This window comes from Noviherbaspirillum sp. (assembly GCF_035944575.1).
Lineage (GTDB): Bacteria > Pseudomonadota > Gammaproteobacteria > Burkholderiales > Burkholderiaceae_D > Noviherbaspirillum.
This window is the reverse complement of the sequence record NZ_DASZBA010000093.1, coordinates 13,847-35,148: the sequence shown is the minus strand read 5'-3', so window position 1 is coordinate 35,148 and position 21,302 is coordinate 13,847. Positions and strand designations below refer to the sequence as shown.

At 58.0% G+C, this 21,302-nt stretch carries 21 protein-coding genes; 10 read left to right on the top strand and 11 right to left on the bottom strand.

The window, feature by feature from the left end; genetic code table 11:
* The first annotated feature begins 178 nt into the window (after positions 1–178).
* From VGU61_RS05760 to rng, 8 genes are all read left to right on the top strand, one after another.
* The gene (locus VGU61_RS05760; protein ID WP_326858147.1) at positions 179–904 is read left to right on the top strand and encodes a YebC/PmpR family DNA-binding transcriptional regulator; all 726 of its coding nucleotides are present in this window, start codon (positions 179–181) and stop codon (positions 902–904) included.
* 85 nt (positions 905–989) lie between these two features.
* Complete coding sequence (purD, locus tag VGU61_RS05755; protein ID WP_326858146.1) at positions 990–2,264, top strand: phosphoribosylamine--glycine ligase; 1,275 nt, start codon at positions 990–992, stop codon at positions 2,262–2,264.
* A gap of 389 nt (positions 2,265–2,653) precedes the next feature.
* Entirely contained in the window at positions 2,654–3,571 is a 918-nt protein-coding gene (gene hemF / locus VGU61_RS05750) for an oxygen-dependent coproporphyrinogen oxidase (protein WP_326858145.1), read from the top strand.
* Between the two features lie 4 nt (positions 3,572–3,575).
* Positions 3,576–4,229 carry a nicotinate-nucleotide adenylyltransferase gene (locus VGU61_RS05745; RefSeq protein ID WP_326858144.1) on the top strand — a complete coding sequence of 218 codons (654 nt, stop codon included), beginning with the start codon at positions 3,576–3,578 and terminating at the stop codon, positions 4,227–4,229.
* Positions 4,229–4,861, top strand: coding sequence for a ribosome silencing factor (gene rsfS, locus VGU61_RS05740; RefSeq protein WP_326858143.1), 633 nt, complete (start codon positions 4,229–4,231; stop codon positions 4,859–4,861). Before VGU61_RS05745 ends, rsfS begins: the two co-directional genes overlap by 1 nt.
* 176 nt (positions 4,862–5,037) lie before the next feature.
* Entirely contained in the window at positions 5,038–5,508 is a 471-nt protein-coding gene (gene rlmH, locus VGU61_RS05735) for a 23S rRNA (pseudouridine(1915)-N(3))-methyltransferase RlmH (RefSeq protein ID WP_326858142.1), read from the top strand.
* Between the two features lie 6 nt (positions 5,509–5,514).
* Complete coding sequence (locus VGU61_RS05730) at positions 5,515–6,135, top strand: Maf family protein (RefSeq protein ID WP_326858141.1); 621 nt, start codon at positions 5,515–5,517, stop codon at positions 6,133–6,135.
* Complete coding sequence (rng, locus tag VGU61_RS05725; RefSeq protein WP_326858140.1) at positions 6,132–7,604, top strand: ribonuclease G; 1,473 nt, start codon at positions 6,132–6,134, stop codon at positions 7,602–7,604. The genes VGU61_RS05730 and rng overlap by 4 nt, the downstream gene beginning before the upstream one ends.
* An 88-nt stretch (positions 7,605–7,692) precedes the next feature.
* Here rng and VGU61_RS05720 read toward each other — a convergent pair whose 3' ends face one another.
* The 9 genes from VGU61_RS05720 to VGU61_RS05685 form a co-directional block, all read right to left on the bottom strand.
* Positions 7,693–8,049 carry a hypothetical protein gene (locus tag VGU61_RS05720; RefSeq protein ID WP_326858139.1) on the bottom strand — a complete coding sequence of 119 codons (357 nt, stop codon included), beginning with the start codon at positions 8,047–8,049 and terminating at the stop codon, positions 7,693–7,695.
* Positions 8,050–8,526: 477 nt separating this feature from the next.
* On the bottom strand, positions 8,527–9,006 hold the full coding sequence (locus VGU61_RS05715) for a hypothetical protein (protein ID WP_326858138.1): 480 nt from the start codon (positions 9,004–9,006) through the stop codon (positions 8,527–8,529).
* Positions 9,007–9,815: 809 nt separating this feature from the next.
* A complete protein-coding gene (locus tag VGU61_RS05710) occupies positions 9,816–10,115 on the bottom strand; it encodes a hypothetical protein (protein WP_326858137.1) in 300 nt (99 codons plus the stop codon).
* Positions 10,116–10,674: 559 nt separating this feature from the next.
* The gene (locus tag VGU61_RS05705; RefSeq protein WP_414691601.1) at positions 10,675–10,929 is read right to left on the bottom strand and encodes a transposase; all 255 of its coding nucleotides are present in this window, start codon (positions 10,927–10,929) and stop codon (positions 10,675–10,677) included.
* Complete coding sequence (locus tag VGU61_RS05700) at positions 10,856–12,217, bottom strand: transposase (RefSeq protein ID WP_326858136.1); 1,362 nt, start codon at positions 12,215–12,217, stop codon at positions 10,856–10,858. The genes VGU61_RS05705 and VGU61_RS05700 overlap by 74 nt, the downstream gene beginning before the upstream one ends.
* 98 nt (positions 12,218–12,315) lie before the next feature.
* A complete protein-coding gene (locus tag VGU61_RS05695) occupies positions 12,316–12,885 on the bottom strand; it encodes a GNAT family N-acetyltransferase (RefSeq protein WP_326858135.1) in 570 nt (189 codons plus the stop codon).
* Between the two features lie 47 nt (positions 12,886–12,932).
* Positions 12,933–13,433 (bottom strand): ASCH domain-containing protein, encoded by a 501-nt coding sequence (locus VGU61_RS05690; protein ID WP_326858134.1) that lies wholly within the window; start codon positions 13,431–13,433, stop codon positions 12,933–12,935.
* Positions 13,434–13,472: 39 nt separating this feature from the next.
* Positions 13,473–14,033 carry a chloramphenicol phosphotransferase CPT family protein gene (locus tag VGU61_RS22615; protein ID WP_414691600.1) on the bottom strand — a complete coding sequence of 187 codons (561 nt, stop codon included), beginning with the start codon at positions 14,031–14,033 and terminating at the stop codon, positions 13,473–13,475.
* Positions 14,034–14,087: 54 nt separating this feature from the next.
* Positions 14,088–14,495: a hypothetical protein gene (locus VGU61_RS05685; RefSeq protein ID WP_326858133.1), complete on the bottom strand. Its 408-nt coding sequence runs from the start codon at positions 14,493–14,495 to the stop codon at positions 14,088–14,090.
* Between the two features lie 147 nt (positions 14,496–14,642).
* On the opposite strand from VGU61_RS05685, the gene VGU61_RS05680 reads away from it, so the two are divergent.
* Both VGU61_RS05680 and VGU61_RS05675 read left to right on the top strand, forming a co-directional pair.
* A complete protein-coding gene (locus VGU61_RS05680; protein ID WP_326858132.1) occupies positions 14,643–15,293 on the top strand; it encodes a phage integrase N-terminal SAM-like domain-containing protein in 651 nt (216 codons plus the stop codon).
* A 290-nt stretch (positions 15,294–15,583) separates the two neighbouring features.
* On the top strand, positions 15,584–17,788 hold the full coding sequence (locus VGU61_RS05675) for a hybrid sensor histidine kinase/response regulator (protein ID WP_326858131.1): 2,205 nt from the start codon (positions 15,584–15,586) through the stop codon (positions 17,786–17,788).
* A 224-nt stretch (positions 17,789–18,012) separates the two neighbouring features.
* Here the strand turns inward: VGU61_RS05675 and VGU61_RS05670 are convergent, their stop codons facing one another.
* Positions 18,013–20,205 carry an alpha/beta hydrolase domain-containing protein gene (locus VGU61_RS05670; protein WP_326858130.1) on the bottom strand — a complete coding sequence of 731 codons (2,193 nt, stop codon included), beginning with the start codon at positions 20,203–20,205 and terminating at the stop codon, positions 18,013–18,015.
* Positions 20,206–20,339: 134 nt separating this feature from the next.
* A complete protein-coding gene (locus tag VGU61_RS05665) occupies positions 20,340–21,272 on the bottom strand; it encodes an ACP S-malonyltransferase (protein ID WP_326858129.1) in 933 nt (310 codons plus the stop codon).
* Between the last annotated feature and the right edge of the window lie 30 nt (positions 21,273–21,302).

The window sequence follows — 21,302 nt, the reverse complement described above, 5'->3', positions numbered from 1 at the left end:
GTGTGGGTACTTTCTGGGCGATTTATATGGGTATCGGTATGGTAAACTTCCGGCTTGTATCCGAGCGGTGAATTATTTTATTTCGGACCATGCAAAATGGCCAAAATTCCAATTTGTCAGTTCCACACTGACGTCGCCGCCGAAATCTAGCATACCCCACATCCGAAAGATCGCTCTCATGGCTGGACATAGCAAATGGGCCAATATCAAGCATAAAAAGGCTGCCACCGACGCCAAGCGCGGCAAGATCTGGACACGCCTCATCAAGGAAATCACGGTTGCCGCGCGCCTGGGCGGCGGCGATATCGCCAGCAACCCCCGGCTGCGCCTCGCGGTGGACAAGGCGGCCGATGCCAACATGCCGAAAGACAACGTCGCCCGCGCCATCCAGCGCGGCACCGGCGGCCTGGACGGCGCCAACTACGAGGAAATCCGCTACGAAGGCTACGGCATCAACGGCGCGGCGATCATCGTCGATTGCATGACCGATAACCGGGTGCGCACCGTGGCCGAGGTCCGGCATGCGTTTTCCAAGTACGGCGGCAACATGGGCACCGAAGGATCGGTTGCCTTCCTGTTCAAGCATTGCGGGCAGTTGCTGTTCTCGCCCGGCACGGATGAAGATGCGCTGATGGAAGCGGCACTCGAAGCCGGCGCGGAAGACGTGGTGACGGACGACGAAGGCGGCATCGAGGTCATCACTCCGCCACATGATTTTTCGGCGGTCAAGGACGCGCTCGAAAAGGCCGGCTTCAAGGCGGAAGTGGCGGAAATCCTGATGAAACCGTCCACCGAAACCGAGTTTACCGGCGACGACGCGGTCAAGATGCAAAAACTTCTCGACGCGCTGGAGAATCTCGACGACGTGCAGGAGGTCTATACCAATGCCATCATCGAGCAGTAATGTTTGCCGTGATTGCCTGTCCTACCGAATTACCTAACGTCGCGCAGGCGCGCTCGCCTGCACGACCCATACAGATCGTTATCCCATGAAAATTCTCGTAGTCGGTTCAGGTGGCCGCGAACATGCCCTGGCTTGGAAGCTTGCGCAATCCGAACGGATCCAGATGGTGTATGTCGCTCCGGGCAACGGCGGCACGGCGGCCGATTCGCGCCTGAAAAACGTGCCGATCACCGATCCGGCGTGGCTGGCGCAATTCGCGATCAAGGAAAACATCGGACTGACGGTTGTCGGTCCGGAAGTGCCGCTGGCAGCCGGTATCGTCAACATCTTCCGTGATCAGGGACTGAAGATCTTCGGTCCGACGAAGGAAGCGGCGCAACTGGAAAGCTCGAAGGACTTTGCCAAGGCGTTCATGAAGCGCCACCGCATCCCGACCGCCGATTACCAGACCTTCTCCGACGTGCAGGCGGCGCACCGTTACATCAACCTGAAAGGCGCGCCGATCGTGATCAAGGCCGACGGCCTCGCCGCCGGCAAGGGTGTGGTGGTGGCGCTGACCATCGACGAAGCGCGTTCGGCAGTGGACATGATGCTGTCGGATAACAAACTCGGCGATGCCGGCGCGCGTGTGGTGATCGAGGAATTCCTCAACGGCGAGGAGGCCAGCTTCATCGTGATGGTGGATGGCAAGAACGTGCTGCCGCTGGCGACCAGCCAGGACCACAAGCGGCTAAAGGACAACGACGAAGGACCGAACACCGGCGGCATGGGCGCCTACTCGCCGGCCCCGATCGTCACACCGTCGCTACATGCGCGGGTGATGCGCGAAATCATCAATCCGACCGTGCTGGGCATGATGAAGGACGGCATTCCCTTCACCGGCTTCCTGTATGCCGGCCTGATGATCGACGCGCGCGGCAACCCGAGGACGCTGGAATTCAACTGCCGGATGGGCGACCCGGAAACGCAGCCGATCATGGCGCGCCTCAAAACAGACCTGGTCACCGTGATGGAACACGCGGTCAACGGCACGCTCGATGCGGTCGAACTGGAATGGGACCGGCGCACCGCGCTCGGCGTCGTGCTGGCTGCAGCCGGTTATCCGGACGCACCCCGCAAGGGCGATGCGATCTCCGCCATCCCGGAAGAAACGCCGGATTGCGTGACCTTTCATGCCGGCACTGAGCTGAAGGATGGACACCTCGTCACCTCGGGAGGCCGCGTGATGTGCGTGGTTGGTCTTGGAGACAGCGTGCGGATCGCGCAGAAGCATGCTTATGACACGGTGGACAGGATTCGTTTCGATGGGATGCAGTATCGGCGGGATATTGGCTGGCGGGCGTTGAAGCGGCCGGGGTGAATGGCTTAAGAACGTCTACCCCTTTTAAATCCAGCCAAGTTGAAGCATCCAAGAAGCAAATTTTTATCCTTCGCAAATAGCGCTAGGGCAGTTGGGGTTCCGCCTGGACGGTGCCGGAAAAGAGGGTGTCAAAGCGGCTAAAGAAGCAAAACCTGTCTGAGCCGCAGGCGAGTTTGTTTCGCTTCCCGCTTTGGCACCCTCTTTTCCGGGTACCCCGCAGGGGCCGGTCCCGGCCAGCCTCGCCAGAGAGTCGCACACGTTGCATTACCAAAGACACTCCGTCGCTCTGGATTCCCGCCGTCACGGGAATGAAAAGCCTCTACAAATTGGCAAGCCTCAAGAATTGGTAAGTTTCTACAAGCGGCAACAAAAACATTGCCCATAATCCCGTGATCATAAATACCACCCAAGTCAAAACCTACCTCCTCGATCTCCAATCCCGCATCATCAGCGCAATGGAGGAAATCGACGGTAAATCATTCATCAGAGACGAATGGCACCGTCCCGAAGGCGAAGGCCCGATCGCCGGCGGCGGCATCTCGCGCCTGCTTGAGGAAGGCAATGTCTTCGAACGCGCCGGCGTCGGTTTCTCCCATGTCAGCGGCATCAGTCTGCCGCCGTCCGCTGCCGCCAACCGTCCGGAAATTGCGGGCCGCAAATGGGAAGCGATGGGCGTGTCGCTGGTATTTCATCCTCGCAACCCGTATGTACCCACCGTGCACATGAATGTGCGCTTCTTCAATGCGACGGAGGAAGGCAAGGACCCGGTCTGGTGGTTCGGCGGCGGCATGGACCTGACGCCCTACTACGGCTTCGAGGAGGATGCGAAGCATTTTCACCAGACCTGCAAGGACGCGTTGGCCCCGTTTCGCGGCGACCTGTATCCTCGCTTCAAGAAATGGTGCGATGACTATTTCTACCTGAAGCACAGGAAGGAACCGCGCGGCGTGGGCGGCATTTTCTTCGACGACTTTCATGCCCTGGGCTTCGACAGCAGCTTCGGGATGATGCAAAGCGTCGGCAACGGCTTCCTCGATGCCTACCGGCCCATCCTGCAACGCCGCAAGGACACGCCCTACGGCGAACGGGAACGGGATTTTCAGGCGTACCGGCGCGGCCGCTATGTCGAATTCAATCTCGTCTTCGACCGCGGCACGCTGTTTGGCCTGCAATCGGGCGGGCGCACCGAATCGATCCTGATGTCGATGCCGCCAATCGTGAAATGGCGTTACAACTGGTCCCCCGAGGAAAACAGCCCGGAAGCGAAGCTGTACACCGATTTCCTGATCCACAGGAACTGGGTATGAGCGCATGAACCGGCGCTGCATCGCCCTGCTGGGCGGAAGCTTCGACCCGGTCCACAACGGCCATGTCGCGCTGGCGAATTACTTTGCCAAACTGCTGTTCCCGGACGAACTGCGGATCATACCCGCCGGCAATCCATGGCAAAAGCAGCCCTTGCGCACCAGCGCCGAGCACCGGGTGGCAATGGTCCGTCTGGCATTCGAAGGCATGCGCATGCCAGTCAGCATCGATACGCAGGAACTGCTGCGGCAAGGACCGAGCTACACCGTCGATACGCTGCGCGCGGTACGCGCCGAGGTCGGTCCCGACGCTTCCGTCATGATGCTGGTAGGGGCCGACCAGTTGCAGCGCCTGCACACTTGGCACGCATGGCGGGAACTGTTCGGTTACACGCATATATGCGCGGCATCCCGGCCCGGATTCGGCCTTGAAACCATGGACCTCGCGCCTGAAGTGGCGCATGAAGTCGCACGGCGTACGGCAACACCGGACCAAATCCGCGCCACGCCGCATGGCCTGATGTATTTCGCCGCGAATCTCGCGGTCAATGTTTCCTCCACTCAAATTCGCACTGCGCTGCAAAGCGGCGATCAGCCCGTCTCGCTGATTCCGCCTGGGGTGCTAGACTATATAAAACAACATCACCTCTATAGAACCTAATGGATATCAAAAAACTGCAAACCCTGGTAATCGACGCACTGGAAGACGTCAAAGGCCACGACATCCGCGCATTCGACACCATGCATCTGACCAGCCTGTTCGACCGCATGGCGATCGCCTCCGGCACCTCGAACCGCCAGACCAAGGCATTGGCAGCATCGGTGCGCGACAAGGTAAAGGAAAACGGCGGCACCATCGTCAGCATCGAAGGCGAAGACACCGGCGAGTGGGTGCTGGTCGATCTGGGGGACATGGTGGTTCACATCATGCAGCCGGCGATCCGCGACTACTACCGCCTCGAAGAGATCTGGGGCGAAAAGGAAATCAAGCTCGGCGCCGCCAAGCGCATCTCCAAGCGTACCGCCTCCGAAGACGGCGGGGAAGCACCGGCAAGAAAAGTATCCCGCCACATCGCCGCCAGCCAGACCACGGTGGACGACGACGAACCGAAGAAGCCCGCCCGCAAGACACCCGCCAAGACTGCTGCCAAGACAGCCGCCAAGGTGCCGACCGGCGGCCGGGTCAAGGTGGCCACCCCGAAAAGCGCTGTCGCACCGAAAAAAGCCCCCGCAAAAACACCTGCAAAAGCACCGGCCAAGCGCGCACCGGCAAGGAAAAAGGCTGCCGAATAGCGTATTCGTTGCAGCGGGAGTGATGTGCGTGCAGAACAACGCGAAGGAAAGTGCGTCGCAGGGACTGCCCTGCATATGCCGGCGATGGCCCGTGGCGGGGTCATGGCCGGGAACCGTACTGCGACTCCGTGCACCCCGCGCGGCGCGTCGGTCCGCCCTGCCGGATTAAGTACCCCATGCAACTCATCATCGCCGCAGTAGGCCACAAGATGCCCGCCTGGATCGAAGACGGGTTCAATGAATATGCCAAGCGCATGCCGCCCGAATGCCGCATCCTGCTCAAGGAAATCAAGCCGGTCGATCGCTCGGGGAGCAGAACGGCGGAAACCGTCATGGCGCAGGAGCGTGCCCGGATCGAGGCAGCCATCCCCAAGGGTGCCCGCATCATTGCGCTGGACGAGCGCGGCAAGGATATTGCGACCGCTCAACTGGCCCAAATGCTGACCCAGTGGCAACAGGACGGCCGGGATGTTACATTCGTCATCGGCGGCGCGGATGGCCTGGATGCCGGATTCAAGGCATCGGCGGATATGCTGGTGCGCATTTCCAGCCTGACGCTGCCGCATGCCATGGTGAGGGTGATCCTGGCTGAACAACTGTACCGTGCGTGGTCGATCACGCAAAATCACCCCTACCACCGAGTGTAGACATCGATGAAACCGGCTGATAACAAGATTTACCTGGCGTCCAAGAGCCCCCGGCGGCGCGAGCTGTTGCGGCAAATCGGGGTCGACTTCGAACTGCTGCTGCTGCGAGACCAGTCGCCGCGCGGTCCGGAAGTAAGCGAAGAAGTCCATCCCGGCGAGAAGGCCGAAGACTACGTGACCCGCGTCACCCGTGAAAAAGCCGAGTACGCCTGCCGGACCATGCTCTGGCGGCGACTGCCGGTGCGCACCGTGCTGGCGGCCGACACCACCGTGACGATCGACGGCCGCATCCTCGGCAAGCCGGCGGACTCCACCGAAGCCGCCGAAATGCTCAGGGCCTTGTCCGGACGTACCCACCAGGTGCTGACCAGCGTGGCGGTGCGGCGCGACGAAACCACCTACGAGGCGCTGCAGATCTCGGACGTGACCTTCGCCGTATTGACCGACGCGATGATCAAGGCATATTGCGCCACATCGGAACCCTACGACAAGGCGGGCGGCTACGGCATCCAAGGCATGGCCGCGGTCTTCATCCAGCATATCAGCGGCAGCCATTCCGGCATCATGGGCCTGCCGTTGCACGAAACCGCGCAGTTGCTTCATCAGGCAGGCATCACGATCCTATGACCGAAGACATCCTCATCAACATCACACCGCAGGAAACCCGCGTCGCGCTGATCCTGCAAGGCGCGGTGCAGGAACTGCATGTCGAGCGCACGCTCTCGCGAGGCATGGCCGGCAATATCTGCCTGGGCAAGGTGGCCCGGGTGCTGCCCGGCATGCAGTCCGCATTCATCGATATCGGCCTGGAGCGGGCAGCGTTCCTGCATGTGGCCGACATCTGGGAAGCGCGCCCGCATGACACGCCCTCCTCGTCGTCGACGGCCCCGACGCCGATCGAGAAACTGCTGTATGACGGCCAATCGATCATGGTGCAGGTCATCAAGGACCCAATCGGCACCAAGGGCGCGCGGCTGTCGACGCAGATCTCCATCGCCGGCCGGATGCTGGTCTACCTGCCGCAGGATTCCCACATCGGCATCTCGCAGCGCATCGAGAACGAAGCCGAGCGCGACATGCTGAAGGAAAAAGTGAAACGCCTCGTGCCGCCCGACGAACGCGGCGGGTTCATCATCCGCACGATGGCTGAGGAAGCGTCGGACGCCGACCTGCAGATGGACATCGACTACCTGCGCAAGACATGGGCCGCGATCACGCAGCAGGCCAAGACCAAGCCCGCCCCTTCGCTGCTGTACCAGGATCTCAGTCTCGCGCAACGCGTGCTGCGCGACTTCGTCAACGACGACACCTCCACCATCCAGGTCGACTCCCGCGAGAACTTCGTCAAGCTGCGTGAATTCGGCACCACCTACACGCCGTCGGTGCTGTCCAAGCTGGTGCACTACACCGGTGAGCGGCCGCTGTTCGACCTGTATGGCGTAGAGGAGGAAATCCAGCGCGCGCTCGGCCGGCGCGTGGACCTGAAGTCCGGCGGCTACCTGATCGTCGATCAGACCGAAGCGATGACCACCATCGACGTCAACACCGGCAGCTACGTCACCGGCCGCAATTTCGACGACACCATCTTCAAGACCAATCTCGAAGCGGCGCATGCGATCGCGCGCCAGCTGCGGCTGCGCAACCTTGGCGGCATCATCATCCTCGACTTCATCGACATGGAAAGCGTGGAGCACCGCAACGCCGTGCTGGCCGAACTGAACAAGGCGCTGTCGCGCGACCGCACCAAGGTATCGGTCTCCGGATTCTCGGCGCTCGGCCTGGTGGAAATGACGCGCAAGCGCACGCGCGAGTCACTGGCGCATATCCTGTGCGAAACCTGCCCTGCCTGCGGCGGCAAGGGACAGGTGAAGACGGCACGCACGGTGTGCTATGAAATCCTGCGTGAGCTGCTGCGCGAAGCGAAGCAATTCAATCCCCGCGAATTCCGCATCCTCGCATCGCAGGTGGTGATTGATATGTTCCTGGAAGAGGAGTCGCCGCATCTGGCGATGTTGGGCGACTTCATCGGCAAGCCGATTTCGCTGCAGGTGGAGACGCTGTATCACCAGGAGCAGTACGACATTATCTTGATGTAGGGATGTGGTTTTACGAGCATCGAACCGCGAACTGACCGGTACGATTACGTGCCAATGTCGAATCAAAAATTGAAATGAGCCTGGAACGTTACTGTCCTGCTACAGGTCGTTTTATCCTGCAGCTACATCCGGTGGTTATAGAACAAACCTGAACTTCATCCTCAAGGCATCTTGCCAGGTCCCGCATAGCCATGTCTTTGGCCTGTCTTCCGGTAGTCAATGCTTTAAACACCTCTTTCGCGACGTTTTTGTCAATTTCTGCCCCTATGGCCGTCAACACATTTGGATGAGCTCGATCCGCAGGCAGACTAGGACGACCGGCTCCTTCAGGTTTCGTCGCGGTCACGCCAATATTCTTCTCAATGTTGTGCCCAATAATGGAACATGCTGCCAATGGCAAGACCATTAACCCGCATACCGCCGTGGAAAGTAAGTTCAGCTTCATCTGATTCTTATACATGCTTCAACCACGAGAATACGGGGTTAGGGAAACACCACCCGAGGATGCGGGATTCCATTCTTGAATCCCATAAATTACATCAACCCTGTTTGGATTGTATTCGCGCTTGAATGACATTAGAGCGCTTTCGGTCTGACTGTGCTAGGCGAGGCCGAGGTGGTTTGCCTGCGGAACAAGGGTGGAGCGGGCAATCAGGCAGCATGCTGCCGCCCGCGAAACGGCATCCGCTTGCAAGCGGATGCGCGCCCTGCAAGGGGGGGGTGACGCGACATGGCGGGCCATGGCAAGGAAGCCTCGGCGGTCCCGCACAACGCAGTGCCGCTGGTAAAGCGCCCGGCATCGACGGTACGGTCAGACCGAAAGCGCTCTAGCGTGAGTTCCGGTTTCTCGACTATTGGATGCAATTCGAGGAACAGGCCAAGCAGAGAATTTGTGATGTACACATCTAGATCATAGGTCGGTTTATGGGTCGTCCGAACTGCAGTCGACTGTATGCGGTGGAATCTTGTCGATCTGTCCCATTCTCAAATTAAACCGCCAGGCTTGCTGTATGTTCTTTACTTCATACCCATCTATTACCTTTTTCCATCTACCTAAAGCAATTATTGGATCGCTTTTGTAGGCAGATGAGGAGCAAAACAGATGGGGAATCAGTTCATATCCACGCCTTGGTTTGGGCAAACGTAATTCGTCAATCACTTGGATATTCCTTATTTTAATAGGCCCAATGAATTTTTCGAAGGTAATCAATTCATGATCCCTGCATGTCAAATGGGTATAGCCAAATTCACTCCTTTCCCCCAGTACCGCGCCGGCAGCTCTGACACATCCTGGCGCCTCTGATGAGCGAGCAGATGTTGTTGCTCCGGAAATTGAAGGAATGTAAAAGGAACAGAGGAGCAATATTCGTAAAAGATTGTGGATCGCTTTTTCTTTAAGCATAGATTTTTATCAGCCGGCTTCTAATTTTATGGCCCGGGATCGAGCAAATAACTGGTGTCATTCCTACAATTTTCATCGCTACACGAGCTAGTTAGAGCTCTCGTGGTCGGCGATGCTCACACAGACAAGGTCGATACGTGTGGTTTCGATTCAATTGCCACATACGAGCCGACGTCTTCAGCAATAGCTTTCTCAACGCCGAGGCTACTTGCGCAATGTACGAAGGAAAGCCATTGGGCCAAAGTCTTTCCAAAGATGCCCGGATTAGTTGCCTTCATCCTCGCCGGGAGCCGTGGCGAGCCTATCGGACTTGAACGCAAGCAGCGAACTCTGTTTCATGAAATTTAACATTTGACATCGGCGTAGCCTTTGTGACGTCCTCTCGATGGAAGGGTTGGGCGTCATTGCTTTCGAGCCCTCTTTTCAAGTACTTCATTGACCAGAGCAGCAGTTTGCTTCCCGTTCGGCCTGGCCTTCTCCAAAAGTTCGGAGAGCTCGGTTGAGTTGGCTCGCAGGGTCTCTGGAGAAGCCTTGCGTAGGACAACAAGGGCGTTTATGACGCCGCTTTGGTTCGCTAGTCGGGTGCTAGCAGCTTCGATTACCTCAGGAACAACCTTTGGATCGCTAGACCATTGCCGAACAAGTTCTGTGGTTGCTTCAATTCTCTTTTGCTTCTCGGAGTTGAAGATGTTCTCTATGAGGTCTTTTCTTTTTTGTCTAGCGCTGTGAGCGCTTCGGACGCTTGGGTCTTCTCCTGTTCGTTGCCCTTGTTTTGGAGAGTTTCGAGGACGCTAGTGGCCTTCAACTTCTCAGCCGAGTTGTGTCACGAAGTTCTGATCAGTAAATGCTGCCATGGTTAGCAGAGCCGCGTCTCTGGTTTCTTGCTTCTGCAGATGTGGAATGAACTTCTCTACGGTCTGTGCGGTAGCAAGGCGACTTTGAAGGAAAGCCACTCCAACCTGCAGCAGTGAAACTACAACGGCTACAGCGGATATCGATATGGTTAGGCGCTGCAACTTCTTCTGCTCAAACTCGAGCTTTTCGCGCTCAAGCTTTGTTCTATCTGCAGCGAGTTGTTCCTGCTTTGCTGAAAGTTCTGCTTCAGTCATAGAGGCCTGAGTGTTAAAGGTAGAACGGTGTTGGTGACGCTCAACGCTTCGTTAATCGGCGCATTCATACGCCCGAATTGAATACCGAGTTAGAGCAGTGTTTCCCCTGACACCCACTGCCCAAATCACCAAGGCACTCGCTATACCACCTGAGATTGCAACCAACCCAACGACGATAGCAAGTGGCCCTGTACCGACCGCCGCAATTCCAAACAGCGCGGCGTGCAGACCGCATGCAACCCCAAACAAGACAAAATTCATTGCTGTGAGCCATCCCTTGCGTACCATTAGAACCAGCAACGGAATACCAGGGAAAACAGCACAGGCGTATGCAAGGGGGACCACCGTGAAGAGAAAAAATAGTCCAAGAGTACCTAGCACTATCACCGCAACTGATCCATGAATCAGCGGAGCAACAAGGTAGCTAGCAACAAGGAGATCCATAGTTCTAACGAGGGTGCAGATTAAATCGTGGCGCGTACAGCACCCGATGGTGCTGCATGACGGTATGCTGCTTCATTGCCATGCCTTGTTCTTCTCCATTCTGACGACACGTCCCCTACGTAATGCCATAGCGGTGGATCTTCAGCAGGTTATGCACCATGCAGTACAGCTTCCACTGAATATTGACCTTTATTTCGCCGCGCAGGCTGAACCGTCGTAATCCCAGGTTGCTGGTTATATTACCAAACACCGGTTCCACAACCGCCAATCGCCGCCCGTACTGTTGCTTGCCTTCGTCACTGTCGATACGCTCCTTCATAAGCGCGGTGTAGCGGCATGCGGGTGCAGTCGCTTTCGCCTTTAGAAACACGACTTGCCGTACGGCTGTTCGCTGCGGATGCCTCAGGCATTTCTCTATTAATGCAAATGGCACGCAGTGCATTTTCCGGCCCGCTGAACTTCACATACTCACTTCCCTTGATATGGCAGCTATGCCCGTTGCGGTACAAAGCTTTACCAGCCGGGCAAACGCAGGTCTGCCAGTCTGGGTCATAAGCGAAATCTGCTGGACGATAGATGCCATGGCGGCTCTGCCTGAGTTCGGACCGGTGCCGTTGCTTGTATTTGGCCACACCGCTGAAGCGTTCATCCCTTTTGCGAAACAGCTTGTCGGCCACATATGCCTGGATGCGCTGGGCGAACAACGCAGTGGAATTGGCTTCGGTATGAAAGCCGCTATCGGCTGCCAGGGCAGTACGTTGGAAGATGTTGGCATGACGGTCTATGGCGATAAAATTCTCTCTGGTGGCTTCCACCATCGGCATCAATAGGTCATGCTCCTGCGGCACCCCAAAGGCTTGCGCATGCACCACCACTTGATGCTTCGCATCGACGGTCGCCACCCCGTCATAGCCCTGCAACGTGCCGTGCGCCGTCTTCATCTTGACCGAGTCGTTGTCCACCACGTTGCTTTTGCGTGGCCCGCCACTACCCTTGCCGGGCTTGTCGTCATGGTCCATCAAAAAACGCTTGATCTTGTTGATCTTGCGGCGCAGCGCCTGCACGCACTGTTCCTGTCTCTTTCTATTGCTATGAGTCTTGTTGGTACTGTCGGCATGCTGATGGGTGGCGAGCATGTTGCGGACTGCCCGCTCCATCTTGCGTACCTTGGCGGCCAGTTCTTCCCTGGTGTCGCTCCATTCCCGCGAGACATTGGCCGGCACCTTGCAGCCATCAATGGCAAACATATCTTTACCAATGAGCCCCATGTCATCACACACCAGCAGCACTTCAAGAAACAGCGGCATGATCTGCTCGTGCATGGTGCTGATGAAACCAGCAATGGTCGTGAAATGGGGACGGCTGTTGCCCGACAGCGCCATGAAGGTGATGTTCTCCCGGCAAGCACGTTCTATCTCGCGGCTGGAAGTCATGCCTCTGGCATACGCGTACAGGATGATCTTGAGCAGCACGCCAAGGTGCCAGGCCGGTGCGCCGCGACCATCGTTGTGGTAACGCGAGTCGAAGATGGACAGGTCGAGTTCGTGATCAATGAGCTCGGCGAGCGTGTGTTCGAAGGTGCCAGGAAAGACTTGTGCGGCAAACGAAACGGGGATGATGCAAGTCTGGTGGTAATCCACCGATTTGTAGCGGGCCATTGTTGCCTCCTCAACGGTTGAGGGGTCTTGCTTCACAATAACCCGGCTGAAGGCAGGTGCTTCAGTCTGAACAGATTCTTATTCTACAGCCTCAACGCCTACGTTGACCGGCGACCTTGGTCACCTGCGTCGAATGAAGGGTTAGCTTCAAAAGCAAGCTCACTCACGCATGGGTCAGACAATCTGTAGCTAATCCGATCTTCAACTCTTTTAGCACCGAGACGCTCGTAGAAAGAAATTCCTCTTTCATTCCATGTTCTAACGGGCCAGTCGATACGCCTACAACCCTTGTCATAAGCGAATCTTGCCATCCACGACATAAGCGATTTTCCTACACCCTGGCTTCTCGCTGAAGACGATACAAATAGTTCTTTCAGCTGACAGTGCTTACGCTGGTCGACTGCAAAGTCTACGAGCGAATAAACCAGCGTAATTGCTGCCAACCCGACTACCTTTCCGTCGTCATTTGTTGCAACGATCAAGTGATGGGGAGATTTTTCGCTTAGCAAGTTTTCAAAGAGATGTTCACGGACCATATCTTGAGATATGACAGAGCCGTTGTTGTAATAGGCATGTACCTCGCACAGAAGCTCTACTAGCGACTCGTGCTGCTTTTCAGAGACTAGCCCAACCCACATATGTTTTCCTTTGAAGCTAACGTTTGACATAAAAGGCGGCGCCCAACTTGCCGGGCGATGTCCTCTTGATGGAAGGGTTAGGCCGCAGCCACATCACTGGCTGTGTGAGGCCAAACCACCTTAAAGCACTGACACAGGACAGGAGTTGAAGCGTCCAGCTTGCCACCCAGTCTCTCGCAAACTTGACCAAAGTACCAGGTATGCGCTTCTCGCCAGTACTTGAGACTACCGTCGCCTTCGCCTTCTATGGCCGCGAACTCAGCGGTGACATCCTGGAACGGCACGACCTCTACTGAGGTGCGTTCGATGATGGCGACCGGGTTTCCGCTGCCGTCAAGGATGATGCTTAGGTCTCCGGACTTGGGAATCGCTTCGCCAATGGACGTGTACTCCACTGGCAGGCTGGCTGTTGCTCGCTTCTTACCTGCCAGCACGAGCGCTGCCAGTTTATCTGCGATTTCGCCTTCGCCGCCGAAGCCAAAGGCATTGGGCTGGGCATGAGTTCTTGGGTCGCCGTCAGGAAGCGAACTAACGAACGCAGTCCAGTAGGCCTTGCATTTTTCTTTGTCTATCGGCATATCGAATCTCGCTTGCCTCGCTATAGCTGCGGTCTACCGCTAAGGTAACCGGCTCGCGGTAAGCGAGTCGGTGTTCACCGCTGTGTTAGGCGCAATCTGTGTACGAACAAAGTCCCAAATCATCCTCGCACCTTCTTCCGGGGTAACTTTTGAAGTGTCAATCTTCATTGAATATTCCCGGTCATAAGCGGGATGCCCAAACTGCGACCGAGCCATACCGTTGCCCCGATCGGATCGATTCCGTTCCCTTTCTTCGAGTACCTCAAGCGGGCAAAAGACACCGATCACAAACGTAGGTCGTCCCGACGATGCATCCAGACAAGCTGAGATCGCAGATTCGTCACGTAGTACCAGGTCGAGCACAATATTGAAATGACTTTCGTTTATTCGGGTTAAGGTTGATGCCAAGTTGTGATGATAGATCGACAACGCCTGGTTTAACTCGTCCTCTGTCCTCATGTCTCGTCTGCGGGACATCTCCACAAATGCATCAAGCGAGACGTGGAAGACGGGCACATCCGAGCCATCTTGAAGCGCTCTTGCGAGGCTACTTTTTCCGGCACTTGTCTTACCGTGTAAGACAATCGCAGTTCGGACCATCGGAAAGCCTAACGCGGAGATGACCGGCGCTCCGCGACCGTGTCAATTGTTGGGTTATGTGACATAGCTAACCCGTGCCGCGCCACTTGCGCTCTTTGGATCATAGGTCGCAGACACTTCACCCCAGGCATGTGTTCCAACCGGAGCACCGCACGCCATGAGATAGGCAACTAACCAACTTACCCCTTGCTTTTCCTTTTCCTCCGACCAGTCGTCCAAACCGGTCCCAAACTTTTCGTGTGCCGCATAAATTTGAAGCACAGGACGGTCTTGCATGTTCCATAATTTGACTGAAACGCTCATACCACCATCTTCTTCACCTTTGAATAGAGGTGTTACAGGACAAGAGCCATTAACACTTTTCGGAAGTGTTCTGCGCCTGTCACGCGGATCAAAAACCGGCTCTCCAGCATTTGTCATGAGACCGCCAGACGACGGATCAAACTTCAACGATGTAGTCATGACGCAAAACTTCACTTAGGGTAAAAAAATTTCTGTCTAACCTGGCGACTTGTCCGCCTAACCTGAAATATTAAATCGCGCAGAAGCGTTATCAGAACTGCATTTCGTCAACAGGCTGTTTTTCATACACTACTAAATAACCACGGAATGCAGACACCTTCCATACATGCCAGCGACACGGCGCATCTGCTCGCTGCCGCAAAGCCTTCGAAGCTCCTTGATCAAGTCAAACGTTGCATTCTCGACAAGCACTATAGCTTACGGACGGAAGAAGCCTATGTCTATTGGATCCGATGGTATATCCATTACCATGGCCTTCGGCATCCCATGGATATGGGAGCAACGGAGGTCGCGGCTTTTTTATCGCATCTGACCAATGAACGGAACGTGAGCGTTTCCACCCATAAGCAGGCCCTGTGTGCGCTGCTGTTCCTGTACAAGCAGGTTCTTCAAACCGATTTCCCCTGGCTGCAGGATATTTACCGCCCCAACCGGCCAGCGCGCCTGCCGACCGTCCTGACCGAGTGGGAAGTGGCTGCGGTGCTGGAGGAGATGAAAGGCGTTCATGCCCTGATGTTCAGACTGCTGTACGGCACCGGCATGCGAATGATGGAACGCATGACGTTGCGGATCAAGAATGTCGATCTCGGTCGGCGCGAAATCATGATTCGTGAAGCTAAGGGTCGTAAAGATCGCGTGACGATGCTGCCGCTTGCACTGGTTGCGCCGCTCAGGGAGCAGATTACCCGGCTCGGCTGTTTTACGATGCAGACCGGGCCGGATCCCGTCCCGGTGTGATGTCGGCCGATGCCCTTGACCGCAAGTATTTGAAGGCGGCGACGCAATGGGGATGGTTCTAACTTTTCCCTTCGGACCACGAGTCGACCGATCCGCGCTCCGGCATCGTGCGTCGTCATCATATGTACGAGCAGACGTTTCAGCGCGCCATCAAGCGAGCTGGCCAGGTAGCACGCATTCAAGGTTCGGACGCCGCTGCTGGAGTAAAATCTTTTTATTCATGATTGGGCGCAACTGTCTTCCTGACATGGGCGTCAAACAGATCGACGCATCACCATGATTAATTCAACATGCCCGAGCGCACGCAAAGCCTACGCAAATCACTCTTCAAGCTGGCCGCCATCGGCCTGATTCCGCTGGCTATCGTCGGAACATGGGGTATCGGCACGACGATCAGCCAGCAGGAACGGGAAATGAAGCGGTCCGCTCTGGATTTATCCCGCGCGCTGGCGTCAGCAGTGAATGCGGAACTCGATTCGACCGTCAGTTCCCTTCGCACGCTTTCCTATACGACGGCGCTCAATGAACACGATACCAGGCAGTTCTACGACATAGCGCAAAAAGCGGTAAAGGCAAAAGAAAGCTGGAGCGGAGTCATCCTCACCGATGCGGGCGGCGAGGTCATATTTAAAACGGTTCTTCCTTTTGGTGAGCCAGGCGGCCGGGTCATCGACCCGAAGAGCCTGCAGCAGGTCATTCAAACCAATGCGCCAGCCGTCGGACCGATCGCCATGGGACAAGTGCCCGGTTATGCATTTCCGGTGAGAGTGCCCGTCATCGTCGACGGACGGCTTACCTACATTCTTACAGCGGCCATAAAGCCCGACCGGCTGCTGGAAATCGTCCAGCGACAAAACGTCCCGAGGAGCTGGGCCATCTCGGTTTTCGACCAGGAAGGGAACCGCGTCGCGCGCTCCAAGGATCATGAAAAGACGGTTGCCACCAAGGCAACCCCGTCCCTTGCGGCACTCATGGCGGAGAATGCTTTGGAAGGTACGGGCATGTCGAAGACGCTGGAAGGCGATGAATCGCTTACCGGCTATTCAAAGCTGGTCGACTACAACTGGAGCGTCGCCGTCGGCATACCGACAGCCGAACTGAGGACGGCTACGTACCGGACGCTCGCCGTCTACGCCTTCGGCATTCTGGTGTCGCTCGCCCTGTGTACCCTACTCGCAATCCGGATGTCCAGGAAGATTCTGGATTCCCTGGAGACGGTACGGAAGCAGGCAGTTCTTTTCGAGCAGGGAAAACCGGTCGATATCGCGCAAAGCCCTTATCCGGAAATCGACGCACTGGCAAACGCTTTAAGGAATGCTTCCCTCGAGCGAGCGGACGTGGAAACGGAGCGCGAGCGATTGCTCGCGTCCTTGAAGGAAGCGCTTGCGCGGGCGGAGGAAGCCAGCCAGGCAAAGGACCAGTTCCTGGCGATCCTGGGACACGAGTTGAGGAATCCGCTTGCGCCGATGGTCACCATACTTCATCTGATGGAGCTGAGGGGCGATACGGCCATGAGCCGCGAACGCCAGATCATGAGCCGGCAGGTTGCGCACATGAAGAGGCTGGTGGACGATTTGCTCGACGTGTCGAGAATCACCCAGGGCCGTCTCGAGATGCAGAACGAGGAAGTATCGCTTGCAGCGGTGATCGAACAGGCAATGGAAGCAGTGGCTTCGCTGCCGTCGGCGAAGGACATCAATGTCCGGCTGCCGGAAAGCCCGGTATGGCTGCGCGGCGACATGTCCCGCCTGGTCCAGGCAATCACTAATCTATTGACCAATGCATTGCGGTTCGATCCATCAGGGAATATTTTGCTTACCGCCACGACCGAAGGCTCCACGGTGCGTATCGCCGTTTCCGACCACGGCACCGGGATTTCGAAGGAAGCGCTGGCGCGGATTTTCGAGCCGTTCTTTCAGGGTCCCCAACAACTCGCCCGCGCATCGGGAGGATTGGGCCTCGGCCTGGCGATCGTCCGGCATATCGTTGAGCGCCACGGCGGCACCGTATCCGCCGCAAGTGGCGGGTCGGGCAAAGGCAGCACCTTCGAAATCCTGCTCCCGACATGCGCGCAGCCTTCCACACGCGTCGACGACAGCGAGCCGCCCGAGAGCGAACATCTCGGACGCATCGCCATTATTGACGACAATGTCGACGCCGCCACCACGATCGCCGAGGCGCTGCGCATCGCCGGACATGATGTATGCATCGGTCACAGCGCCGCGCAGGGATTGCGTCTGGTCGATGAATTCAACCCGGATATCGCCATCCTGGATATCGGACTTCCCGATATGGACGGCTTTGAGCTGGCGCAGTCGATCCGGTCGCAGAACAAGGAATGGAAAGGACGTCTGATCGCTCTCAGCGGCTATGGACAAAAAGCGGACAAGGTGAAAGCGGCCAGTCATGGCTTCGAGGCACACCTGACCAAGCCGGCGAGCATCGCCGAACTGCTGGCGGTCACGGAAGCGCTCCTGGCATCCGGTAAAACGTGATGCGTTGATCGGCGGGCACGGAGGGCTGATGAAGAAGCATGGCAAGCTTGCCTGCCGCGGTGCGCGATTGTCGTATCGTTCTTTCGCCGGCGAGCCGCCTGACCGCCGAGCGGAGTAAACGCTGCGCGCAGCAATGCAAGTACATCAGCACGGCCGGAAGTTCGCCGGCCGTGCTGTGCTTCCGACACTTACCTCAGCGCTTACTTCAACGCTTACTTCAGCGCTTACTTCAGCACATCGCTGGCCTCAGCCGCCGCGATGAGCGCATCGGCATCCTCCTTCAGCAGGAAGCCGCGTGCCATCGCGTTCGCCGCGGCTTTCTTCACCGCTTCCACGTAGCCGGCATGGGAACCGTAGCGCTCCTCCAGCGACGGACGCGGGTCGTTGCTGGCGAGCCGCTGCGCCCTGGTCTTGGCGAACGGCACCATGCCGCCGACATAGTTGCAGATCTGGCCCGCATGAAATGGCCGTGCGCCGCCGGCGGTGATGTTCCATCCAAGGTAGGTGCCCAGTGGTGCATCGAGCAGCACGACCGGCACGCCGCCCACTTCGTTGCCATCCGCATCCACGCGCGGCACCAGCATCTTGATGACCTGCTTGATCGGTGGCGGCGCATTGGTCGGCACACCGGAGGCATCGGTGTAGTTGAAGAGCGGGCCCCAGTCATAGTCCAGCACCGGCATGATGAAGCCGGGCTCCGGTGCCGTGGCACGCAGTCCGGGGATGGTGGGGAAGCCCATCGCCTCCTTGTTGGCCTCGACCAGGTCGGGGATATTGCGGCCCCGGTTCTGCTCGCCGTCCGCCCTTCTGCCGTTCAGGGTCGGATAGACGCTGTCGGGCGGCGCCGTGTTCTTCATCACCCAGTTACGGAAATGCACGCGCAGCGCGTTCACGGTTTGCGTATGCGGCACCGGGTTGGCGGGCAGCACAGCCGAGCCATAGTTGTTGCCCGGGCAGTTGGCGACCGGGGTCGGATTCAGGCTGGTGTTGAATCCGCCGGCGCCGCCGCCATGGGTGGAACTGGCGATGTAGTAGCGGCGCACGTTGTCCGGCAGCGGCAAGTCATTGCGGGCATCGGTGCCGACCCACTCCGGCGTGAGTTTCAGCGCCCACACTTCTGCCGAGCCGAAATGCTCGACGATCTTCGGACAGGTCTTCGTGGCTTCGCAGCGGTCGAGAATGCCGGCGGGCGGCAGGCCGCGCACCTGGTCCGGATGCTTGCTCCACCATTGCGGCCCTTCGCTGCCGGCCTGATAGAGCTCCAGCACGCCGTCGGGTTGGGCCCAGCGGAAGTTCAGGGCGATGCGCCGGCCGGCAATGATCGGCCACATGCCGTCATGCACCTGCCGCCTGTCCTCCGACTGGTTGAAGCCCATGTGCAGCCATCCGCGCAGGTAATTGCCGGATTGCGACACGCCGCGGGCGATGCTGTGGGTGACGCGCCCGGCGATCGGATTGGCCGTGCCGCTATCGTCGGCAGCGGCAGTCTTGAAGAATGCGCCAACGTCGCGCCAGGCGGCGAAGCCAATGCCGAGCACGTAGGGATCTTTCGCCTTGAAGGTTACCTGGTACAGCTTGGCGGGATCGAAGCCGCCCTTGACGCAGATCTGCGTCGGGTCCGGCGTGCCCGGGAACGGATTGGTTTCGCTGCAGCGCGCCCATGCCCAATCCGTGCGCGGCACCTCGACCTCGCCCGTGACGACGCCTTCCATGCTTTCGCCGGTGCGCGTTACCAGCTTCGCGTACTGCGGACTGTTGTCCAGCGTGACGGGCTGATACGGCACCGGATTGGACTGCACGATCAGCGGCTGGGATGCGACGCCCGAACGGTTGATGATGCGGCCGAACACCATGCCGGTGATGGTCGAGCCGTCCGGGTTTTTCGCGATCGGGACCTTGAGCCAATGACGGCCATCGACCGTCATCGTGTCGCGGACCAGCGTTCCGGACGCGGTGGGTCCGTCCGGGCCGGCGGTCACCGTGCCGGCGTTGTCACCCTGCCATGCGCTGGCCAGGCCGATGTCGCCATTGTTGCGCTCCGCCACGACGATGGTCGTCGGACTTCCCCGGTTGGGCACGTCGTGCCACAGCAGGCCGCTGGCCTGATCCATGTTCACCGGCTTGGTTACCACGAAGCTGGCGACATAGCGGACCTTGCCGTCCGGGTCCTTGCCGAGTTCGATGTCTTGGATCAACGCGTTCAACGGATCGCGCGGATCGAGTTCGCCAAACGCGCGGCCGGAGATCTGTTCATAGGCGATGGTCTGGCCGGTTGCATTGGCGAGTGGTTTCTGTTCGTCAATGACGATGCGCGTCACGCGCGCATCGGCAGGCAGCGTGAACGCTGCCGCGCAGCAAGCGGCGGTGAGGGTGAGCATCAGCCGCTTTGGTTGTCGTGAAGATTGAGCATGAATCATTCTGGTCTCCTGATTATTGGTGGTCGGCATCGACGTTGCCGATATCGATTGCGCAGAGCCTTATTCACTACGTATGGATTGGCTCGTTGCGCGTTGGTGCTCCTCCCAATTCGATGACGCATAGAAATGATCCCTCACTCGTCGAAGTGACGGTCCACCCATTTCCTGATTCCCTCCAGGGAACGAAACTCCGTGACTGACCGGCAGTCGATATGCGGATGCGCACGCCGCATCATGTTGGACAACGCAGCACCCGGTCCCAGTTCAAGCGCGATGGTGACGCCCGCTTCCGCGCAGGCATCCATACAGTCCTTCCAGCGGATCGTTTGATCGAGCTGGCGCGCGAGCGTGCCGATGGCGTCGGCCTTGCGCCGGATGACTTCGGAAGATACGCCTGCAACGACTGGATGATCCGGGTCCGCGAAAGGCATCCTGTGCAGTTCTTCCAGAAACGGCGCGACCGCAGGGGTCATCAACGGCGTGTGCGACGCGATGCCCACGGGCAGGAGCGTCGCCGTGCAGCCGGTCTTCAGCAGTTCTTGCTCATACGCCAGCGCGTGCTCGCGCAGTCCCCCGACGATGGCGCTGTCCGCGCCGGTCTCGATGGCGACGAACAATCCGGCACGTGTCGCCGAGTCGGCGATGGATGACAGGTGCATGCCGCTCACCGCCAATAGGCCTTGAGGCTTATCGTTTCCGCAGCTGTCCATCAGGCATGCGCGGACCGCCGCCAGCGACAGTGCTTCGGGTGGCGTGATGGCACCTGCAACTGCATAGGAAGACAGCTCGCCGATGCTGTAGCCGGCGACGATGACGGGTAACGGAAGGGCTGGCTTCAGTGTTTCCCATGTGGCGAGTGTCGCGGCGACGATCAGGGGCTGGGCGATGCGGTTGGAAAATAGTGCTGACGGATTACTTAGGGCGGTATTCAAGGGAAGGTTGATTTTTTCTTCGATCGACCATTGGGCGAGCAGCGTTGTGGCGCGGGCGGCGTTATCGAGGATGTCGAACATCCGCGCATGCTGGCCGCCTTGGCCTGGGCACAGCAGTGCGAGATGTTTTGTCATGGTGATGCTCCGAGCGGTGCTGCGGGGTGT

Bases quoted from the DNA above. Each gene is read 5' to 3' on its own strand.
- VGU61_RS05760 (WP_326858147.1), top strand. From the start codon at position 179: ATGGCTGGACATAGCAAATGGGCCAATATCAAGCATAAAAAGGCTGCC.
- purD (WP_326858146.1), top strand. From the start codon at position 990: ATGAAAATTCTCGTAGTCGGTTCAGGTGGCCGCGAACATGCCCTGGCT.
- VGU61_RS05745 (WP_326858144.1), top strand. From the start codon at position 3,576: ATGAACCGGCGCTGCATCGCCCTGCTGGGCGGAAGCTTCGACCCGGTC.
- rsfS (WP_326858143.1), top strand. From the start codon at position 4,229: ATGGATATCAAAAAACTGCAAACCCTGGTAATCGACGCACTGGAAGAC.
- rlmH (WP_326858142.1), top strand. From the start codon at position 5,038: ATGCAACTCATCATCGCCGCAGTAGGCCACAAGATGCCCGCCTGGATC.
- VGU61_RS05730 (WP_326858141.1), top strand. From the start codon at position 5,515: ATGAAACCGGCTGATAACAAGATTTACCTGGCGTCCAAGAGCCCCCGG.
- rng (WP_326858140.1), top strand. From the start codon at position 6,132: ATGACCGAAGACATCCTCATCAACATCACACCGCAGGAAACCCGCGTC.
- VGU61_RS05720 (WP_326858139.1), bottom strand. From the start codon at position 8,049: ATGAAGCTGAACTTACTTTCCACGGCGGTATGCGGGTTAATGGTCTTG.
- VGU61_RS05715 (WP_326858138.1), bottom strand. From the start codon at position 9,006: ATGCTTAAAGAAAAAGCGATCCACAATCTTTTACGAATATTGCTCCTC.
- VGU61_RS05710 (WP_326858137.1), bottom strand. From the start codon at position 10,115: ATGACTGAAGCAGAACTTTCAGCAAAGCAGGAACAACTCGCTGCAGAT.
- VGU61_RS05700 (WP_326858136.1), bottom strand. From the start codon at position 12,217: ATGGCCCGCTACAAATCGGTGGATTACCACCAGACTTGCATCATCCCC.
- VGU61_RS05695 (WP_326858135.1), bottom strand. From the start codon at position 12,885: ATGTCAAACGTTAGCTTCAAAGGAAAACATATGTGGGTTGGGCTAGTC.
- VGU61_RS05690 (WP_326858134.1), bottom strand. From the start codon at position 13,433: ATGCCGATAGACAAAGAAAAATGCAAGGCCTACTGGACTGCGTTCGTT.
- VGU61_RS22615 (WP_414691600.1), bottom strand. From the start codon at position 14,033: ATGGTCCGAACTGCGATTGTCTTACACGGTAAGACAAGTGCCGGAAAA.
- VGU61_RS05685 (WP_326858133.1), bottom strand. From the start codon at position 14,495: ATGACTACATCGTTGAAGTTTGATCCGTCGTCTGGCGGTCTCATGACA.
- VGU61_RS05680 (WP_326858132.1), top strand. From the start codon at position 14,643: ATGCAGACACCTTCCATACATGCCAGCGACACGGCGCATCTGCTCGCT.
- VGU61_RS05675 (WP_326858131.1), top strand. From the start codon at position 15,584: ATGCCCGAGCGCACGCAAAGCCTACGCAAATCACTCTTCAAGCTGGCC.
- VGU61_RS05670 (WP_326858130.1), bottom strand. From the start codon at position 20,205: ATGATTCATGCTCAATCTTCACGACAACCAAAGCGGCTGATGCTCACC.
- VGU61_RS05665 (WP_326858129.1), bottom strand. From the start codon at position 21,272: ATGACAAAACATCTCGCACTGCTGTGCCCAGGCCAAGGCGGCCAGCAT.